The 17,092-nt window shown below is 65.7% G+C and carries 20 protein-coding genes and 1 other RNA gene; 14 read left to right on the top strand and 7 right to left on the bottom strand.

Features of this window, described 5'->3' with window-relative positions; translation table 11 throughout:
* Positions 1-102: 102 nt before the first annotated feature.
* Together DD559_RS16630 and DD559_RS19670 are read right to left on the bottom strand one after the other, a co-directional pair.
* Positions 103-1,617: a sensor histidine kinase gene (locus tag DD559_RS16630; protein WP_206364581.1), complete on the bottom strand. Its 1,515-nt coding sequence runs from the start codon at positions 1,615-1,617 to the stop codon at positions 103-105.
* A 67-nt stretch (positions 1,618-1,684) separates the two neighbouring features.
* Positions 1,685-1,906: a NepR family anti-sigma factor gene (locus DD559_RS19670; RefSeq protein WP_165831126.1), complete on the bottom strand. Its 222-nt coding sequence runs from the start codon at positions 1,904-1,906 to the stop codon at positions 1,685-1,687.
* A 216-nt stretch (positions 1,907-2,122) separates the two neighbouring features.
* On the opposite strand from DD559_RS19670, the gene DD559_RS16635 reads away from it, so the two are divergent.
* The 8 genes from DD559_RS16635 to DD559_RS16665 all read left to right on the top strand — a co-directional run bounded on the left by DD559_RS16635 (position 2,123) and on the right by DD559_RS16665 (position 7,482).
* Positions 2,123-2,920, top strand: a complete 798-nt coding sequence (locus tag DD559_RS16635; RefSeq protein WP_116470165.1) for a response regulator — start codon at positions 2,123-2,125, stop codon at positions 2,918-2,920.
* Positions 2,921-2,987: 67 nt separating this feature from the next.
* Positions 2,988-3,125, top strand: a complete 138-nt coding sequence (locus DD559_RS19875) for a hypothetical protein (protein WP_165831127.1) — start codon at positions 2,988-2,990, stop codon at positions 3,123-3,125.
* Between the two features lie 95 nt (positions 3,126-3,220).
* Complete coding sequence (locus DD559_RS16640; protein WP_116470166.1) at positions 3,221-3,871, top strand: sigma-70 family RNA polymerase sigma factor; 651 nt, start codon at positions 3,221-3,223, stop codon at positions 3,869-3,871.
* Between the two features lie 267 nt (positions 3,872-4,138).
* An RNA gene (ffs, locus tag DD559_RS16645) (signal recognition particle sRNA small type) lies at positions 4,139-4,236 on the top strand.
* Positions 4,237-4,326: 90 nt separating this feature from the next.
* Complete coding sequence (locus DD559_RS16650) at positions 4,327-5,160, top strand: CPBP family intramembrane glutamic endopeptidase (protein WP_116470167.1); 834 nt, start codon at positions 4,327-4,329, stop codon at positions 5,158-5,160.
* Between the two features lie 11 nt (positions 5,161-5,171).
* On the top strand, positions 5,172-6,830 hold the full coding sequence (locus DD559_RS16655; RefSeq protein ID WP_116470168.1) for a DNA polymerase III subunit gamma/tau: 1,659 nt from the start codon (positions 5,172-5,174) through the stop codon (positions 6,828-6,830).
* A complete protein-coding gene (locus DD559_RS16660) occupies positions 6,827-7,150 on the top strand; it encodes a YbaB/EbfC family nucleoid-associated protein (protein WP_116470169.1) in 324 nt (107 codons plus the stop codon). Before DD559_RS16655 ends, DD559_RS16660 begins: the two co-directional genes overlap by 4 nt.
* 71 nt (positions 7,151-7,221) lie before the next feature.
* Positions 7,222-7,482, top strand: coding sequence for a hypothetical protein (locus tag DD559_RS16665; protein ID WP_116470170.1), 261 nt, complete (start codon positions 7,222-7,224; stop codon positions 7,480-7,482).
* Between the two features lie 122 nt (positions 7,483-7,604).
* On the opposite strand, the gene mtgA is transcribed toward DD559_RS16665, so the two are convergent.
* From mtgA to DD559_RS16680, 3 genes are all read right to left on the bottom strand, one after another.
* The gene (gene mtgA / locus DD559_RS16670; protein ID WP_116470982.1) at positions 7,605-8,348 is read right to left on the bottom strand and encodes a monofunctional biosynthetic peptidoglycan transglycosylase; all 744 of its coding nucleotides are present in this window, start codon (positions 8,346-8,348) and stop codon (positions 7,605-7,607) included.
* Between the two features lie 62 nt (positions 8,349-8,410).
* Positions 8,411-9,316, bottom strand: coding sequence for an RNA polymerase sigma factor RpoH (gene rpoH, locus DD559_RS16675; protein ID WP_084580488.1), 906 nt, complete (start codon positions 9,314-9,316; stop codon positions 8,411-8,413).
* Between the two features lie 61 nt (positions 9,317-9,377).
* A complete protein-coding gene (locus DD559_RS16680; protein WP_116470171.1) occupies positions 9,378-10,334 on the bottom strand; it encodes an RluA family pseudouridine synthase in 957 nt (318 codons plus the stop codon).
* A gap of 54 nt (positions 10,335-10,388) precedes the next feature.
* Between DD559_RS16680 and DD559_RS16685 the strand changes: the two genes are divergently transcribed.
* Positions 10,389-10,754 carry a M67 family metallopeptidase gene (locus DD559_RS16685; protein ID WP_116470172.1) on the top strand — a complete coding sequence of 122 codons (366 nt, stop codon included), beginning with the start codon at positions 10,389-10,391 and terminating at the stop codon, positions 10,752-10,754.
* A gap of 26 nt (positions 10,755-10,780) precedes the next feature.
* On the opposite strand, the gene DD559_RS16690 is transcribed toward DD559_RS16685, so the two are convergent.
* Entirely contained in the window at positions 10,781-11,812 is a 1,032-nt protein-coding gene (locus DD559_RS16690; protein WP_116470173.1) for an acyltransferase family protein, read from the bottom strand.
* A gap of 190 nt (positions 11,813-12,002) precedes the next feature.
* Positions 12,003-12,659: a DsbA family oxidoreductase gene (locus tag DD559_RS16695; RefSeq protein ID WP_116470174.1), complete on the bottom strand. Its 657-nt coding sequence runs from the start codon at positions 12,657-12,659 to the stop codon at positions 12,003-12,005.
* A 161-nt stretch (positions 12,660-12,820) separates the two neighbouring features.
* On the opposite strand from DD559_RS16695, the gene DD559_RS16700 reads away from it, so the two are divergent.
* From DD559_RS16700 to DD559_RS16720, 5 genes are all read left to right on the top strand, one after another.
* The gene (locus tag DD559_RS16700; protein ID WP_116470175.1) at positions 12,821-12,964 is read left to right on the top strand and encodes a lmo0937 family membrane protein; all 144 of its coding nucleotides are present in this window, start codon (positions 12,821-12,823) and stop codon (positions 12,962-12,964) included.
* 196 nt (positions 12,965-13,160) lie between these two features.
* On the top strand, positions 13,161-13,805 hold the full coding sequence (locus DD559_RS16705) for a histidine phosphotransferase family protein (protein WP_116470176.1): 645 nt from the start codon (positions 13,161-13,163) through the stop codon (positions 13,803-13,805).
* A gap of 87 nt (positions 13,806-13,892) precedes the next feature.
* Positions 13,893-16,202, top strand: coding sequence for a chemotaxis protein CheA (locus tag DD559_RS16710; protein WP_116470177.1), 2,310 nt, complete (start codon positions 13,893-13,895; stop codon positions 16,200-16,202).
* Positions 16,202-16,636: a chemotaxis protein CheW gene (locus DD559_RS16715; RefSeq protein WP_116470178.1), complete on the top strand. Its 435-nt coding sequence runs from the start codon at positions 16,202-16,204 to the stop codon at positions 16,634-16,636. The genes DD559_RS16710 and DD559_RS16715 overlap by 1 nt, the downstream gene beginning before the upstream one ends.
* A 67-nt stretch (positions 16,637-16,703) precedes the next feature.
* Positions 16,704-17,069 (top strand): response regulator, encoded by a 366-nt coding sequence (locus DD559_RS16720; RefSeq protein WP_116470179.1) that lies wholly within the window; start codon positions 16,704-16,706, stop codon positions 17,067-17,069.
* Positions 17,070-17,092 lie beyond the last annotated feature (23 nt).

The raw sequence follows: 17,092 nt of genomic DNA on the forward strand, positions 1-17,092 counted from the left end.
TTCCGGGCCCATGTCGTGGATAGCGAGAGCGGGGGGCAAAAGGTCACTATCCGCTGGTAAGAACCGTGCCGGGGCGTTGTGGTTCCCGGCGGCTGGAAAATTTTATGGTCGACCGTTGACGGTGATCGCGATTTCATAGGCGCCGACCAACGGATCATGATGAAGCTGCCCGCGCAGCTGGCGCGCCAGGCCGGTCTGCACGCGGCCATATCGCTTCTCCACCAGCGATTCGAAATGCGGATTGCTGATGAGTGCGGGCGAGGAGATGCGCAATATCGCACGGGTGGGATCCTGCGGACTGCTCTTCACCGAGATGCGAAGCTGCGCGCCGGGACTGCAGGTGATGGCGAGTTCGATGATTTCGGTCAGCAGGAAGGCGACGGCGGTCGCAACGTCCTGGGTGACCAGCAAGGCTTCGATTTCCAGCGTGATGCCGAGGGCCGGTGCCTGTTCCGCGGCGGTGGCGCGCAGGTTGGCGGCAAGCTCTCCCACCACCGATCGCAGTTCGAGGCCGCGATTTTCCTCCATTTCCGCATAATGGTGGCGATGGACCACCGCGAGCGCGTCGACTCGTCGCTGGATCGAGGCATAGGCGTCTGCCGCTTCCTGGCCCTTGGCGGCGCGGGCGTGGAAATTGATCAGGCTGGAAATGACCTGAAGGTTGTTCTTCACGCGGTGATGGACTTCGCGGGTAAGCCGGGTCTGGCGGACCAGCCCCTTGGCGAGATCGGCTTCATGGGCCTGCACGGTGCGGCTGATTTCGGTGAAGGTTTCCCCCAGCTCGCGGATTTCCTGTGCCGGTACCGGGCCGAGGCGGGTCGTGTCGATCACTTCCCCCGGCTGATAATGGGCGACATTGGAGCGCAGGCGCCGCAGCGGGCGGATCAGCAGGATGTCGACGACGAACCAGCCGATACCCGCCGCCGCGATCCACATCAGCACCAGCAGAACCGTGGCGATCATCAGCGGCGAGGTCAGCGGGGCGCCCGGCATGGTGGTTTCCAGCGCCAGATCCTCGACGCCCAGATCGATGCGGATGCTCTTGCCGCGATCGAGCGGGCTGTTTTCCTTCAGCGCGCGCAGGGTAAGCCGATCGCTGTGCGCAACCAGCGCGGCACCATATTCAGGTACGAAGCCGCTGGGGCGGGTGAGGTTGACCAGCAGTTCGCGGGGATAGAAGGCGAGTGCCGCAGCCCCGCCATTGCCGCCGACGCGCAGCAGCAACCCGCCCGGTACGATATGGGCCTGTGTGTCCATCGTCGCGGGAATGCGGGCATCGGCTTGGGGAAAGGGGGTGCCGCACAGGGCACGTCCTCGTCCGTCCTTTATCAGGTAGCGTGCGGCGCTATGGCTGGCATAGGTTCCGGCCAAGCGCATGCAACTGGGCGCATCCTGCGGATCCTGCTCCAGATCGGCCAGGGTGCGCGTCAACTGGGCGACGTGGTTGGCGAGAATATTCTCGAGCAGGCTCGAACTTTCGCGCGCGGTTACCGCCAGCCGTTCGCGGGCCTCGTCATCGGCGTTGCGCGTCGTCTGCATCGTGGTGAACAATGCGATCAGCGCCAAGGGAAGCAGCGCGCCGACCAGAATAAGGAAAACCTTGGCGCCCGTCGGCAAGCGCGCCAACGCAGCCGAGAACGCCCGGCCGCGAGGCGGAGAGTGCATGCCATTCATGCGAGGATAGTTAATCGAGCTTCTTCAGCAGGTCGAGCAGATCGTCGGGAACACTTTCATTCACGGTTTCATCATATGCCTTGCGAAGGGCATCCGCCAGATCGACGTCCGGCTGCGCGGGAGGCGCAGGCCTTTTGGTCGCTGGTTGCTTGCGTCGATCGTCTTTAGCAGAAGACACCAATTCCCCCCTGAGGGCCCGGATCGTCCGGGCACCCGGACCAATGAACGTCATACAACCCGTTCCGCGAATACTGACAATGTCGCCGAGTGCAAGCACCTGACGGTGGAAGCCACGCGGTGTGGTTGGCCGATGAAACCAAAGAGCCACTCGATTGTTCCATGGCCGATGCGAAATCCGGGGAGGGGTTCCTTCGGGTAACGGAATCAGTACAAATCAGGTTTGCAGATGGCGGTCACGCCTCCGCACTCGATGGAGAAACAATAGCTCATGTCGCTTGGACAGCAACTCGCGCCGCACCTTCCGCTCCTTCGCCGCTATGCCCGTGCCCTCACCGGGAGCCAGGTCGAAGGGGACCGCTACGTCCGTGCCGCGCTCGAGGCGATCGTTGCGGCGCCGGATGAGTTCCCCCGCGACGTCGATGCGCGGCTAGGCCTTTACCGGACGTTCCAGGCGATCTGGCAGTCGACCCAGTGGGACGATGCCGAAGCGACCGACGAATCCGGAAGCGACCAGGAATCGATCGCCCGCCGCAGGCTTTCGCGGCTGACGCCGCTCTCCCGTCAGGCCCTGCTGCTGACGACGGTGGAAGGCTTCCCGCCGGAAGACGCCGCGTATCTCATTGGCGAAGATGCCGCGCGGGTTGCGGAGCTCGTTGCCGAGGCGGTGCAGGAGATCGAGCGCCAGACCCGTACCCGCGTGATGATCATCGAGGATGAGCCGCTGATCGCGATGGATCTGGAACAGATCGTTCGCGACCTCGGCCACGACGTAACCGGCGTTGCCGTCACCCGGGACGAAGCCGTTGCGCTGGCGATGGAAGATCGTCCAGGCCTGGTCCTGGCGGACATCCAGCTGGCGGATGACAGCTCCGGCATCGACGCGGTGAAGGATATCCTGGCGGAATTCAGCGTGCCCGTGATCTTCATCACCGCCTTCCCCGAGCGGTTGCTGACGGGCGAGCGCCCCGAGCCGACCTTCCTCATCACCAAACCGTTTCAGCGCGAAACGGTCAAGGCCACGATCAGCCAGGCGCTGTTCTTCGACGAGGCAACGGTTCCGGCCTGAACGGCGAAAAATCTGGGCGGGTTCCAGCTGATACGGACCCTAAACGTTTCTTGTGTGTTTACTCAGTATGGCTGAGCAAGACGAACCCGCCCATATCGCGACAGATCGCGCGCGCGGAGGCACGACGCCTGGCGTGACACGCTACGTCCTGCTTTTCGGGATGCTGCTGGTGATCGTTATTTTTGCTGTTATCCTGCTGGTTTGACGGCAATGTTCAACACAGCCGCGCTTGTATTGGGGCCAGCCGACCCCAGCTTAGCCACGAACCGCGACGTGACGCGCGCAACTGAACGGGATTGCATGACGGAACCCACCCAACCCGATGAAGGCGAAGACGTCGCGCACGCGGCGCCGGTGGAGCATGTTTCGCTTTCGGACCCCGAATTCAAGAAACAGCTCGCCCAGGTGATTCCACACCTCCGCGCCTTCGGACGGTCGCTATCTGGCAGTCGCGATCTCGCGGACGACCTCGTGCAGGAAACCTTGCTCAAGGCCTGGGCCGCGCGCAAGCGGTTTCAGGCGGGCACCAACATGCGCGCCTGGACCTTCATCATCCTTCGCAACCTGTACCTCAGCCAGATGCGGCGGGCACGGTTCAAGGGGGAATGGGACGATCTCGTCGCCGATCGCCTTTTGGCCGCGCCGGCCAGCCAGGACCGGCATGTCGAGCTTTCCGACATGCAGCGCGCGCTGCTGCACCTTCCCCAGCCGCAGCGTGAGGCGCTGATTCTGGTGGGAGCGGGCGGCTTTGCATATGAGGAGGCTGCCGAAATCTGCCAGGTGGCGGTGGGTACCATCAAAAGCCGTGTCGCACGCGGCCGGGTCGCGCTGGAGACTTTGTTGAGCGAAGGCCAGTTGCCGTCGCGCCGTTCCACTTCGCTGAATGCGGATGGGCGCAGTGCGCTCGATACGATCATGGGGGAAGTGGACGACCTCAGCCGCGAGCGGTGACGGCTGCCGTGCACCTGGGAGGTTTGCGGATGCAAAGGTCGCGCTGAGGATGCGATTCTCCATCGGAAATTGGTGGAGATTGGCAAGATGCATCTCGATCCTTCCGAGCATCGTGAGACCGGTTTCGGTCCTCGCGCCGCAAGTGCGATCGCATTCATCCTATTCGGCAGCGCGCTGGTGGTTATCTTGTGGCGGTTGGCTGGGCTAACCGATTGACCGCGACAAAAAACCGGTCTTGCCTCATCGCCGCGCATCCCCCATATGCGCCGCGGGAGTCGGGCGGACGGTACCGTCGCCAACCCGGTCAGGTCCGGAAGGAAGCAGCCGCAACGATTTCGTCCCGGGTCGTTCCGGCTCCCACCCATCCCCTCACATCGCTGCATCCGTGAAGCTCCCGATGGCGCGTCTGCGCCTTGGGTCGCAAAAGCCGTGCGTGCGGCAGCGGAGGGGCGGGCATGCGACGATCTTCGAGCGAAATCCGGCTGTTCCTGCTGCTGGCGTTCGGTTGTTCCTGGGCGATCTGGATACCGATGGCGCTGCTCGGCGTGGTCGTGCGGCCGGGGATGCTGCCCACGCATTTCGGCGGGCTGCTGGGCCCCTGGATCGCGGGAAGCGTGTGCGTCGTGGCTTCGGCGCCGAAGGCCGCGCGTGCGGCGTGGCTGCGGCGGCTGATTCGGCTCCCCCAAGGGATGTGCGGCTGGATGCTGGCGCTCACGCCGTTCCTGCTGATCGCTGCCTTTTGCGCCGCAGGGGCATGGATGGGCCATCCGGTCGAGGCCAAGGCGCTGCGCCGGTTCAGCGGACTGCCGGTGCTGCCGCCGCTCGCGCTGATCGCCATCGTGCTGGTGATGAACGGCTATGGCGAGGAGGCAGGGTGGCGCGGCTATCTGCTGCCGCGGCTGCAGGCGCGCTACGGCGCGATCGGCGGCGTGCTGGTGCAGGCGGCGATCTGGATCGTCTGGCACGCGCCGCTGTTCTGGATCATCGCGACCTATCGCGGCATGGGGCCGGCGATGCTGGTGTTCGGCTTCGGGGTGGGGCTGGTGCTCGGCGGGTTCGTGCTGGCGCAGGTCAGCGCCGCCTCGCGCGGGAGCGTGCTGGCGGCGGCCTTGTGGCACACCGGCTATAATTTCGGCACCGCGACCGAGGGCGGGGCGCCGCTCCAGGCCGGGCTTTCCGCCATTGTGATGGCTTGGGGCGCCGCGCTGCTGCTCTGGGCGCTGCTTCGCCCGGCCGGTCGCCGTGCGATCACCGTGCCGGACTTCGACAAACGCCGCGCGGGTCCCTAGATAGGTTCGTGATGTCCGATTCCCTGCTTGGCCTCGACGAACCCCCGCAGCCGCAGCGCGGCGAAGCCTATCGCGTGCTCGCCCGCAAATACCGGCCGCAGACGTTCAGCGCGCTGATCGGGCAGGATGCGATGGTCACGACGCTGGGCAACGCGATCCGGCGCGACCGGCTGGCGCATGCCTTTCTGCTGACCGGCGTGCGCGGGGTAGGCAAGACCTCTACCGCCCGGCTGATCGCCAAGGCGCTCAACTGCATCGGCCCGGACGGGCAGGGCGGCCCGACGATCGACCCGTGCGGCGTCTGCGAACCCTGCCGCGCGATCGCCGAGGGGCGCCATATCGACGTGATCGAGATGGATGCCGCCAGCCACACCGGCGTCGACGACGTGCGCGAAATCATCGAGGCGTCGCGCTATGCCGCGGTCTCGGCGCGCTACAAGATCTACATCATCGACGAAGTCCACATGCTGTCGAAGAACGCGTTCAACGCGCTGCTGAAGACGCTCGAGGAGCCGCCGGGGCATGTGAAGTTCCTGTTCGCCACAACGGAAGTGAACAAGGTGCCGGTGACGGTGCTGTCGCGCTGCCAGCGCTTCGACCTGCGCCGTATCCCCGCCGAACTGCTCGCCGAGCATTTCGCCAAGGTGTGCGAAGCCGAGCAGGTCGAGGCCGAGCCCGAGGCGCTGGCGCTGGTCGCCCGTGCGGCGGAAGGCTCGGCGCGTGACGGGCTCTCGATCCTCGACCAGGCGATCGCGCATGCGGGGCTGGAAGGCGAGGGGGTGAAGGCCGAGGCCGTGCGCCAGATGCTCGGCCTGTCCGATCGTGGTGCGAACCGGGCGCTGTTCGGCACGCTGGTCGAAGGCCAGGCGCAGCAGGCGCTGGCCGGCCTGCGCGCGCAATATGATCTGGGCGTCGACCCGCTGGCGGTGCTGCGGGCGCTGCTGGAGACCGTTCACGGCGTGACCCTGGTCAAGCTCGGCACGCATCGGCTCTCCGGCCAGTCGACCGAGGAGCGCGAGGCGATGGAGGGCTGGGCGAGCCGGCTGTCCTTCCCGGCGCTGCACCGGCTGTGGCAGCTGCTGCTGCGCGGGCATGACGAAGTCGCCAAGGCGGCACTGCCGATCGAGGCGACCGAGATGGCACTGCTGCGGGTGATCCACGCGGCGCAGCTCCCCGATCCGGGCGATCTCGCGAAGCAGATCCTGAGCGGCAGCATAGCGGTGCCTTCGGGGGCGCCCACGGGTGTTGCCGCCGCGCCGACCGCGCCTGCGCCCGCGACCGTGCAGGAAACCGGGCCGGTGCTACCGACCAACCTCACCGAGCTCGCCGAGCATCTGGAGGAGCATCGCCGGCTCCAGCTCGCGATGTTCGTGCGCGACTATATGCGGCCGGTGCGGTTCGAGGGCAGCGAGATCGATTTCGGCGCGGCGAGGCCGCTGCCGCAGGATTTCGTGCGCGAGCTGGGCGGGGCGCTCAAGGACAGCACCGGCGTGCACTGGAAGATTTCCCTCGTCGACGGCGCCACTGCGATGACGCTGCGCGAGGAACAGGCGGCCAGGCAGGCGGCCGAACGCGAGGCCGTGCTCGCCTCGCCGATCGTCGCCGCCGCGATTGCCGCTTTTCCTGATGCCGAGTTGATCGGCTGGACCAAGACCGGGAGTGACGGATGAAGAGCCTCGAAGACATCATGGCCATGGCGCAGAATGTGCAGGCCGAACTCACCAAGGCGCAGGCGAGCCTCGATTCGGTCGAGGTCGAGGGCGTGTCGGGCGGCGGGCTCGTCAAGGTGACGGCCAGCGCCAAGGGCCGCATCATCGGCATCGCGATCGACGATTCGCTGATCAACATCGCCGAAAAGACGATGCTGGAGGACCTGCTGGTCGCCGCGTTCAACGATGCGCGGGTCAAGGCCGATGCGGCGTCGTCGGAAGCGATGAGCAAGATGACCAGCGGCCTGCCGCTGCCGCCGGGCTTCAAGCTCCCGTTCTGAGACAAGGTCTTACGGGAACCTAGCGACGTCCCCTCGGTTGCTGTCGCCAGACACAATCGAGGAGAGACGACATGGCGGACCGAATTGTCGAAGACGGCGTGGCGACCGACCGCGCGACCCATACCACGGTGATCGAGCGCCGCAGCGGCGGCGGTGCCGGCATGGCGCTGATCGGGCTGGCGGTGCTGATCGCGGTGATCATCGGCGGCTTCTATCTGTTCAACCAGAACGCCCGCGAGAACGCCAGGACCGATGCGGTGACCAGCGCGGCGAGCAGCGTCGGCGATGCCGCGAAGGATGTCGGCGACGCGGCGAAGGACGCGACGAAGTAACACGACATTCACCCTCACCCTTCCGGCGCTGCGCGCCTCCCTCCCTCTCCCTTGGAAGGGAGAGGGAGGGGGCCCGCCGCCGCAGGCGGTGGGGAGGGTGAGGTTGACTGCGACCTAGCCGATCACTTCAAACACCGATCCAGCCCGTTCCCCGCCACCACGTTGATCCGCGCGTTGATCTTGTTGCCATAGCGCCGGGTAAAGCCGCGCGGATCGATCGCCGCGCGCTTCTTGGGCAGCGGCAGGACCGCGGCGATCAGCGCCGCCTCGCGGTCCGAGAGCTGCGATGCATCGTGGTGGAAATAGCGCATCGCCCCGGCGTTGACGCCGTAGGTGCCGATCCCGGTCTCGGCGACATTGAGGTACACCTCCATGATCCGCCTTTTGCCCCAGATATTCTCGATCAGCACCGTGAAGTACGCCTCCAGGCCCTTCCGGAAATAGCCGCCGCCCTGCCACAGGAACACGTTCTTGGCGGTCTGCTGGCTGATCGTCGAGCCGCCGCGAATCTTGTGGGTCCCTTGCGCGTTGCGCTGATAGGCCTTTTCGATCGCCGCGAAGTCGAAGCCTTCATGCTGGCAGAAGCGCGCATCCTCGGCGGCGATCACCGCGCGCGCCATGCTCGGGTCGATGCGGCTTAGCGGCATCCAGTCCTTGGTCGCCCCGTGCCCGGCGAAGACGTCGCCGATCATCGTCCAGGTGATCGGCGGCGGCACGAAGCGATAGACGGTCACCATCAGCAGCGACAGCAGCACGAAGCCGAGAACGAACTGGACCCCCAGCACGATCAGCCGGCGCCACCAGGGCTTGCGCGGGCGGGCCGAGGAACGTCGGGGAGTGGAGGGGCGGGCGCGATTCTTGCTCACATATCCGCCATGCCCCAGCCGGGGCGGTTCCTGCAATCACCTGGCAGGAACCGCGTGCCCGATCAGTGGGTGGCGAGCAGGCGGCGATCGCCCGCGAGGCGCATCATCGCCTTTTGCAGCTTCTCGAACGCACGCACCTCGATCTGGCGGACCCGCTCGCGCGACACGCCATAGACCTGGCTCAGCTCCTCGAGCGTCTTGGGATCGTCGGTCAGGCGACGCTCGGTGAGGATGTGCTTCTCGCGCTCGTTGAGGTCTTCCATCGCCGAGACGAGCATGTCGTGGCGAACGTCGGCTTCCTGCGCGTCGGCGACGGCTTCGTCCTGCAGCGGGCCTTCATCGGCCAGCCAGTCCTGCCACTGGCTCTCGCCGTCCTCGCGCATCGGCACGTTGAGCGAGGTATCCCCGCCCATCGCCATGCGGCGGTTCATCGAGGTGACCTCTTCCTCGGTCACACCCAGATCGGTGGCGATCTTGGCGAGATTTTCGGGGCTGAGGTCGCCATCCTCGAACGCGTCGAGCTTGGCCTTCATCCGGCGCAGGTTGAAGAACAGCTTCTTCTGCGCGGCGGTGGTGCCCATCTTCACGAGGCTCCACGAGCGCAGGATGAATTCCTGGATCGAGGCGCGGATCCACCACATCGCATAGGTGGCGAGGCGGAAGCCGCGATCGGGCTCGAACTTCTTCACGCCCTGCATCAGGCCGATATTGCCCTCGGAGATCAGCTCCGACACGGGCAGGCCATAGCCGCGATAGCCCATCGCGATCTTCGCCACGAGGCGCAGGTGCGAGGTGACCAGCTGGGCCGCCGCATCGGTGTCGCCATGCTCCTGGAACCGCTTGGCGAGCATATATTCCTGCTCGGGGCTCAGGATCGGAAATTTCTTGATCTCGGCCAGATAGCGATTGAGGCTCGCCTCGCCGCCGAGCGCGGGAATCGTCGCGGGGACGTTGCTGCCGCTAGCCATGATCGTTTCTCCCTTATCCATCCGGCGCTTGATCCATCAACGGACTTCGGCGCCGCAAACCTCATACGAGAAGCTGGTTGAACAGTTCCTGCATGTCTGCAGGCATTACGCTATCGAACGCCAAAGCGTTGCTTGTTATCGGGTGGATGAACCCGAGACGGGCCGCGTGCAAGGCCTGGCGCTGGAAACCCATGTTTGCCAGAAGTCCGCGGTGGGTGGAACGCATACTTCCATATAGAGGATCCCCGACCAGCGGGTGGCCGATCGACGCCATGTGGACGCGCACCTGATGCGTGCGGCCCGTTTCCAGCCTGCATTCTATGTAACTCGCATCGCGTAGTTCGCGAATTTTGCGCCAATGGGTAATCGCATGCTTTCCCTGTCCTTCCGCACAGACCGCGATCTTCTTGCGATTGCTGGGGGAACGGGCGAGCGGTGCGTTCACGGTTCCGGAGGCAGCCAGCACCCGGCCGCTTGCGATCGCCTGGTAGCGCCGGTCGATCGTGTGTGCCTTGAACTGGTGGGCGAGGCCGACATGGGCGGGATCGGTCTTGGCCGCGACCATCAGGCCCGAGGTATCCTTGTCGATCCGGTGCACGATGCCGGGCCGCGCCACGCCGCCGATGCCGGAAAGCTGGCCGGCGCAGTGGTGGAGCAGCGCATTGACCAGCGTGCCGTCGAGATTGCCTGCCGCCGGATGGACGACGAGGCCCGCTGGCTTGTCGATCACGATCAGGTGCTCGTCCTCGAACACCACGTTGAGCGGAATGTCCTGCGCCTCGTTGTGCGCGGGGGCGGGATCGGGCAGGACGACCTGGAACACCGCGCCGCCGATTGCCTTGCGGGCGGGGTCGCGGGCGAGGGTGCCGTCCGGGCCGGTGACCGCGCCGGAGGAGATCAGCGCCTTCACGCGTTCGCGCGACAGCGTTGGCAGCGCGTCGGTAAGCGCACGGTCGAGCCGCCAGCCATGCGCCTCGTCTGCGATCCGCGCTTCTAAGATGGAAACCCCCTGATGCATGTTTTACCGGAAATGGGCATGGGCGTTACGATTTCAAGATCTATACTGGTCGGTATGAAAAAAGCTGCGGCTGCCGCCTGGCCGCGGGAGGCGTGCGGCCTGCTGTTCGGCGAGGAAGGCGTGATTTCCGCTTTTTCGCAGGTTCGCAACCTTGCGGAAACGCCGGAGACCCGGTTCGAACTCGATCCGGCGGCGTTGTTCGCCGCGCTTCGGGCCGAGCGGGGAGGGGGGGCACGCGTGATCGGCTATTGGCACTCGCATCCGAGCGGCAGTGCCGACCCGTCGGAAACCGATGCGGCGATGGCTGCTCCCGACGGCAAGCTTTGGATGATCCTGGCGGGGAACGATGCGCGGTGCTGGAGAGCCGGGGAGGAAGGATGCCATGGGCGTTTCCTGCCCGTGGCCCTGCACATGGACTGAAGGCGATTTTGCGGCTCGGGCGCGGCTTAGGCGCGGCGTAGGTTCAGCCGGATGCCGATCCACGCGCGGGCGCGGGAATCGAGCCTGGCGGCACCATAGGCAATCGGAAGCATCAGGAGGGTGAAGATCGCCGTCGACCTCGCAGTAGACAGGCCGAGCCGTGCCAAGATCGGCAGGAACAGCGCAATCAGCGGTGCGTGAAGGACGTACAGGGGGTAGGACATGTCCCCGAGGACGCCGAACGGCTTGGAAAATGCAGGGCGCGCCTCCAGGTAGATCCCGGCGAGGAGCAGGGCCGGGAAGGCCGCAAAGACGATCATCGCTTCCGACGCGATCCGCGTTCCGTCTGCCGGCAGCGGCAGGAGCAGCAGCGCGGTCAGCAGCAGGATCGGGGCCGCTGCCAGCCACGATGCCCGCCGATGCTGCAAGGGCGACAGGCGATAGACCAGCATGCCGCCGATGAACGAGACGGCCGTACGGGCGATGCCCAAGGGGGTGTTGCCCCATAGCCACCCGACGTCCATGTAGAGCGGGGGGGTGACACTGCTGGCGAGGAAAGCGGCGGCAAGCGCCATCAGAATCGCCAGCATCGGGACCTTGAATCGCCACAGGAGCAACGCGAAGGCGGCGTTGATCGCGAGTTCGAAGAACAGCGACCAGGTCGGCATGTTGAGCGGGAACAGGTCGGTATCGCACGGGGACGGCAGCATCGCCGCGCCGAAGGCGACGTTGCAGGCGAGCGTTCCGGCATCCATCGCGCGAACATCGTGCAACCCGGCCGCCACCAGTTGCTTGCCGATTCCCAGCGCAAATCCGGCGGCGTAGAGTGGAAACAGCCGGACGAGCCGCAACGCCATGAACTGGCCCGGGGGCAACCCCCGGGCGAGCTTGTCCTGATAGTTGAAGGCGATCACGAAGCCGCTGAGCAGGAAGAAGAAGTCGACCGCCAGATATCCGGGGAAGGAAATGCTGCCTTGGCGCTGCGCAAGATGATAGCACACAACGACCATCGCAGCGATCCCGCGCATTCCGTCCAGCGTGTGGAATCGCTTGTCCATGCGGCTCGATCTTTTGCTTTATTGTTACTAACGCTCGCAGGGTTTATTTTATTAACCAAGGCGTTACGTTGATGTCTTACGGCTTCGGATGCCGATCGGTCAAGGCTGCGGGGCTGTCCAGGCGGCGGATGGACGGAACAGCCGGGGCATGTCCATACGCCTGGGCGCAGCGCCGGCGCCGCCGCCGTCTTCAGCCCTGGTCGGGCTGGGAGGCGATCTGGCGCAATGCCTGCTCGAACGCTTCGGGCGGCTGGCCCCCCGAGATCAGGTATTTTCCGTCGATGATGATCGCGGGCACGGCGTGAATGCCGCGCGATCGCCACAGCGTCTCCTCGCTTCGCACCGCGTCGGCATAGCGGTTGCTGTCCAGCACCTCAGCCGCGGCCGCGCCGTCCAGACCTGCCCGCTGCGCGGCGCCGAGAAGGACCGAGCGATCGCCGGGATTGCGCCCATCGGTGAAATACGCCGCGAACAGCGCATGTTTGAGTGCGTGCTGCCGGCCTTCCAACCCGGCCCAGTGGAGAAGCCGATGCGCGTCGAACGTGTTGTAGATGCGGCTCTGGTCGTCCATCGCCATCACGAAGCCCAGCGCGGCGGCGCGTTCGCGGATCATCGCCCGCGTGGCCGCCGATTGTTCGGGCGTCGATCCATATTTGCGGCCGATATGCTCGACGATGTTTTCCCCTTCCGGGACCATGTCGGGATTCAGCTCGAACGGGTGGAAGCGGAACTCCGCCGATGCCAGTTCGCGCACCCGCTCCAGCGCGACTTCGAGGCCTCTGAGCCCGATCACGCACCACGGGCAGGCGATATCGGAGACGAAATCGATGGTCAGTGCGCGCGGCATGGCGAATCCTTGGGCTGTGGAGGCGTGCTAGCCGGTCGGCGCCAAGGACGGAAGCTGCCGCGCGACCGATACGGCAATGCGCATACGGCATCGACCGCCGCGGGCGGAACGATCCCTATCGATCTGTCGTTCAGGGTATAGTCTTTCAGGGAGTTCCGCCGATGCTTTGGACGCTGGTCATCATTCTGATCGTATTGTGGCTGCTTGGCTTCTCGTTCCACATTGCCGGGGGAATCATCCACATCCTGCTCGTGATCGCGTTGGTGGTCGGGCTCATCCAGCTTTTCACGGGCCGCAGGGTATAGGAGTATCGCGCGGCCGGCATCATTTGCCGGCCGCGGTCCTTCCTCGCAAAATTTCGCCGAATGCGCGCGTTGATTGCGATTATTCCCAAATCCGTTCGTCCGATGATGGTTTCCGGTCGCATGCCGGGCCCGTAGCGATGCTTGCAGCTTTTCTCCTGCTGCGCCAAAGGGGAGATAACCCAGGAGCCGAATTACCTTGAACATCAGCCCTACCGAATTCGCGAGCCTGCTTTGTTCTCGTCTGTGCCACGATCTGCTCAGCCCTGTCGGCGCGCTGAACAATGGCCTGGAGCTGCTGGCGGACGAGCATGATCCGGAAATGCGTGCCCGCTGCCTGGAACTGCTGAGCGAGAGCGCGCGCGCAAGTGCCAACAAGCTGAAATTCTTCCGCCTGGCGTTCGGCGCGGCGGGCGGCTTTGGCGAGACGGTGGACACGCGCGAGGCGCAAGCGGCCCTGGAAGGGCTGTTCGGCGACAATCATCGCGTCAAGATCGGCTGGATGGTCGAAGAACCGGTGATGGCCAAGCAGGCGATCAAGGTGTTGCTCAACCTGGCACTGATCGGCGGCGATGCGCTGATCCGCGGCGGCCAGCTGGATATCGGTGCCGAAACCACCGAGGGCATGATCGAGATCGTGATCCGGGCGGACGGTCCGCGCATCGTGCTCGATCCGGAATTGCGCGGCGCGCTGGCGGGCGGTCGCGAGGAGACGCCGATCACGCCACGCGCTGCAGCCGCCTATCTCGCGCACGAACTGGTGGTACAGCATGGTGGCCAGTTGCAGGTGAGCCCGCCGGATTCCGAGGTTCTGCTGTTTGGCGCATCGTTCCCGCTCGGCTGAAAAGTCCTCGGGCGCGATACTGCGATTCTAACCCCGAATTAACTGACGCGCCCCCATGGTGCCCCCGGAAACTTCCACCGGGGCCCCATGGACGATCTGCTGCAGGATTTCATCGCAGAGACGCGCGAAACGCTCGAAGCGCTTTCGGGCGAGATCGTCGCGTGGGAGGCGCATCCCGCGGATCGCGCGCGGCTCGACGCCATTTTCCGTTTCGTCCATACCGTGAAGGGGAGCTGCGGTTTCCTGGATCTGCCGCGCCTGGAGCGCTTGGCCCATGCGGCGGAGGATGCCCTCGCGCAGGTGCGCGATGGCGCCCGCACGCCCGATCGCGCGCTGGTCAACGCGGTGCTGGCGGTGGTCGACCGGATCGGAGAGATCGTCGAAGCCATCGATGCGGGCCACGCGCTCGACCATGGCGGCGAGGATCTGCTGATCGCGGCGCTGGCCGAAGGATCGTCGGAAGTCATCGCGGCGGCGGCCATCGGTGCGCCGCGCACGGCATCGCGGAGCGTGCGGCTGAACGTCGATCTGCTCGATCGCATGATGATCGGCATGTCGGAAATGGTGCTGGCGCGCAACGAACTGGCGCGTCGGCTGCGGATGAATGCGATCGATCCCGCCGTTGAGGCGGCGCTGGAACGGCTCTCGCTCACCGTGGGCGAGATGCGCGATACCGTCATGCGTACCCGGATGCAGAAGATCGACGCGCTCTTCTCCCCGTTGCCGCGCATGGTCCGGGACATTGCCGCGACGCTGGGCAAATCGGTATCGCTGGAGATCGAAGGCGGCGACGTCGAACTCGATCGCGAGATGATCGAGGTATTGCGCGATCCATTGGTCCACATCATCCGCAATGCGATCGATCACGGCATCGAAGCGCCTGCGGAGCGCCGGGGTGCCGGCAAGCGCGAAGCCGGCCGCCTGACCGTGTCCGCCCGCCAGTCCGGCAACCAGATCATCGTCGATATCGTCGATGACGGGCGGGGGGTGGACGTCGATCGGCTGATCGCCAAGCTCGCGGCGATCGGCGTTCGTTCCGAGCGGGAACTCCGCGCGCTGCCGCTGCGCGCGCAGCTCGAACTGATGTTCCACCCGGGGCTTTCCAGCCGCGACAGCGTGTCCGAAGTGAGCGGACGTGGCGTGGGGATGGACGTGGTGAAGTCCTGCGTCGATCAGATCGGCGGGCGTATCGAGCTCGAAAATCGCCCCGGCCACGGACTGCATATCGCGATCCGGGTGCCGCTGACGCTGTCGATCATGTCGGCGATCATCGTCGGCGTGGGCAAGCAGCGGTTCGCGATCCCGCGGCAATCGATCGACGAGATCGTGCGCGCACAGGGTGCCGCGATCCGCATCGACGTGCTGGGGGGCGCGCCGATTGCGACGGTGCGCGAGCGGCGGATGCCGCTGCTCGACCTTGCAGAACTGCTCGACCTGCCCCGATCGGGTTCGGCGACGGCGCAGATGCTCGTGATCGTTGCTGCCGGCCCCGGCAGCTATGCGCTCGCCGTGGACAGCGTGATCGATAACGAGGAACTGGTGATCAAGCCGGCCTCGCCCGCGGTGATGGCCACGGGCATCTATGCGGGCCAGACGCTTCCCGATTCGGGCCTGCCGATGCTGCTGCTCGACGGCGGCGGCATGGCGCGCGTGGCGGGGCTCGATTTCTCCCGCGATCTCGACGAGGCGTTCGGTGCGGCGTCGGCAGAGCCCGAGGCGCCGGGCTTGCCTGCGCTGCTGTTCCGCGATCTCGACGGTGCGCACCGGGCGGTGCCGCTGGCCGCCGTGGACCGGGTGGAGCAGGTGGCGTCCAGCCAGGTCTGCCACGCTGCCGGCCAGTACCGGCTTACCGTGGACGGCCGCATCCTGCCGTTGGCCATGCAGGGCACGATCGATGGCCGGGCGCGGTTCAGCGTGCTGCGCCTGAAGGACGAGGATGTCGAGGTAACCTATGCCATCGACGAGGCGCTGGACATCATCGCCTTGCCCGCGGATTTCGTGCCGGCGCGCGTCCCGGGGCGGGCGGCGGGCGTGGCCCTGGTGGACGGCGAGCAGATCGAACTGCTGGACGTGCTTTGGGTGTTCGACGCCCATGCCGATCGCGCCACAGCGCGCGAGGCGCCCTTGTGCCTGATCGCCGGCGACAGGGATGGCTGGATGACGACCTTCGTCCGCCCGCTTCTGGAAAGCGCCGGCTATCGCGTCGCCACGGCGCTCGCCGCGGGGGAGGCGCCGGCCGTCATCCTTTCGGCCGATGCAAGCGACGCGCCACAGGCCGACGCGCCGGTGGTGCGGCTGCGGCGCAAGCGTCAGGCCGAAGCCGGCGACGACAGCGTCTATCGGTATGACCGCGCGGGATTGCTGTTCGCGCTGGAAGCGCGGGTGGGAGCACGTTGATGCAACGGCTGTTCCTGATCGCCGAAGTCGCCGGGCGTACCGTGGCGATCGATTCGGACCAGGTCGAATCGGTCGTCGATATCGGCGAGGTGACGGCGGTGCCGCGTGCCGCCAAGCCGGTGCGCGGGCTCGCCGCGCTGCGCAGCCGGGTGGTCACGGTGGTGGATACCGAAGCGGCGCTGGGGTTGAACGGGTGCTCCCTGGCGCGGCGCGCGGTCATCACCCGTGTGGACGGGCATTCCTATGCGATGCTTGTCGATGTTCTGGAGGACGTCGCGCCGTTCGTGCTCAAGCCGCTGGCCAGCGGCGTCGCGCTGGAAGGGGCCTGGGGCACCGCCGCGCGTGGACTGATCGAACGCGACGGCGAACCGATACTTGCGATCGATCTTGGCGCGCTGGTTCCCGGATCAACGCTGCTGCCCGATCAGGATTAACGGGACGCTTACATCTTGTTCGGCATAAGCAGGGGCCAAAAACACCTGCCAACGGGATCCGGGGAAAATGAAAACGTGCCTCGTCGTGGACGATTCGAAGGTGATCCGGAAAGTCGCCCGGCACATTCTCGAAACACTCGAGTTCGACGTCCGCGAAGCAGCCGATGGGCGCGAAGCGCTCGATGCCTGCCTTGCCGATGCGCCCGACGTGATCCTGCTCGATTGGAATATGCCGGTGATGAGCGGGATGGATTTCCTGCGCGCGCTGAAGGAAGCGGGGTTGCCGCAACGGCCGAAAGTGGTGTTCTGCACCACGGAGAACGGCATGGCCTATATTCGCGCCGCGATCGAAGCGGGGGCCGACGAATATGTGATGAAGCCGTTCGATCGCGAGACGCTGGAAAGCAAGCTGCAGATCGTCGGCGTCGCGTGAATCGATAGCGGACCGCACGCGTG

Source organism: Sphingomonas pokkalii, assembly GCF_003096275.1.
Lineage (GTDB): Bacteria > Pseudomonadota > Alphaproteobacteria > Sphingomonadales > Sphingomonadaceae > Sphingomonas > Sphingomonas pokkalii.

Excerpts from the sequence above, each read along its gene's own strand:
- DD559_RS19670 (WP_165831126.1), bottom strand. The coding sequence starts at position 1,906 with ATGACGTTCATTGGTCCGGGTGCCCGGACGATCCGGGCCCTCAGGGGG.
- DD559_RS16635 (WP_116470165.1), top strand. The coding sequence starts at position 2,123 with ATGTCGCTTGGACAGCAACTCGCGCCGCACCTTCCGCTCCTTCGCCGC.
- DD559_RS19875 (WP_165831127.1), top strand. The coding sequence starts at position 2,988 with ATGGCTGAGCAAGACGAACCCGCCCATATCGCGACAGATCGCGCGCGC.
- DD559_RS16640 (WP_116470166.1), top strand. The coding sequence starts at position 3,221 with ATGACGGAACCCACCCAACCCGATGAAGGCGAAGACGTCGCGCACGCG.
- DD559_RS16650 (WP_116470167.1), top strand. The coding sequence starts at position 4,327 with ATGCGACGATCTTCGAGCGAAATCCGGCTGTTCCTGCTGCTGGCGTTC.
- DD559_RS16655 (WP_116470168.1), top strand. The coding sequence starts at position 5,172 with ATGTCCGATTCCCTGCTTGGCCTCGACGAACCCCCGCAGCCGCAGCGC.
- DD559_RS16660 (WP_116470169.1), top strand. The coding sequence starts at position 6,827 with ATGAAGAGCCTCGAAGACATCATGGCCATGGCGCAGAATGTGCAGGCC.
- DD559_RS16665 (WP_116470170.1), top strand. The coding sequence starts at position 7,222 with ATGGCGGACCGAATTGTCGAAGACGGCGTGGCGACCGACCGCGCGACC.
- rpoH (WP_084580488.1), bottom strand. The coding sequence starts at position 9,316 with ATGGCTAGCGGCAGCAACGTCCCCGCGACGATTCCCGCGCTCGGCGGC.
- DD559_RS16680 (WP_116470171.1), bottom strand. The coding sequence starts at position 10,334 with ATGCATCAGGGGGTTTCCATCTTAGAAGCGCGGATCGCAGACGAGGCG.
- DD559_RS16685 (WP_116470172.1), top strand. The coding sequence starts at position 10,389 with ATGAAAAAAGCTGCGGCTGCCGCCTGGCCGCGGGAGGCGTGCGGCCTG.
- DD559_RS16690 (WP_116470173.1), bottom strand. The coding sequence starts at position 11,812 with ATGGACAAGCGATTCCACACGCTGGACGGAATGCGCGGGATCGCTGCG.
- DD559_RS16695 (WP_116470174.1), bottom strand. The coding sequence starts at position 12,659 with ATGCCGCGCGCACTGACCATCGATTTCGTCTCCGATATCGCCTGCCCG.
- DD559_RS16700 (WP_116470175.1), top strand. The coding sequence starts at position 12,821 with ATGCTTTGGACGCTGGTCATCATTCTGATCGTATTGTGGCTGCTTGGC.
- DD559_RS16710 (WP_116470177.1), top strand. The coding sequence starts at position 13,893 with ATGGACGATCTGCTGCAGGATTTCATCGCAGAGACGCGCGAAACGCTC.
- DD559_RS16715 (WP_116470178.1), top strand. The coding sequence starts at position 16,202 with ATGCAACGGCTGTTCCTGATCGCCGAAGTCGCCGGGCGTACCGTGGCG.
- DD559_RS16720 (WP_116470179.1), top strand. The coding sequence starts at position 16,704 with ATGAAAACGTGCCTCGTCGTGGACGATTCGAAGGTGATCCGGAAAGTC.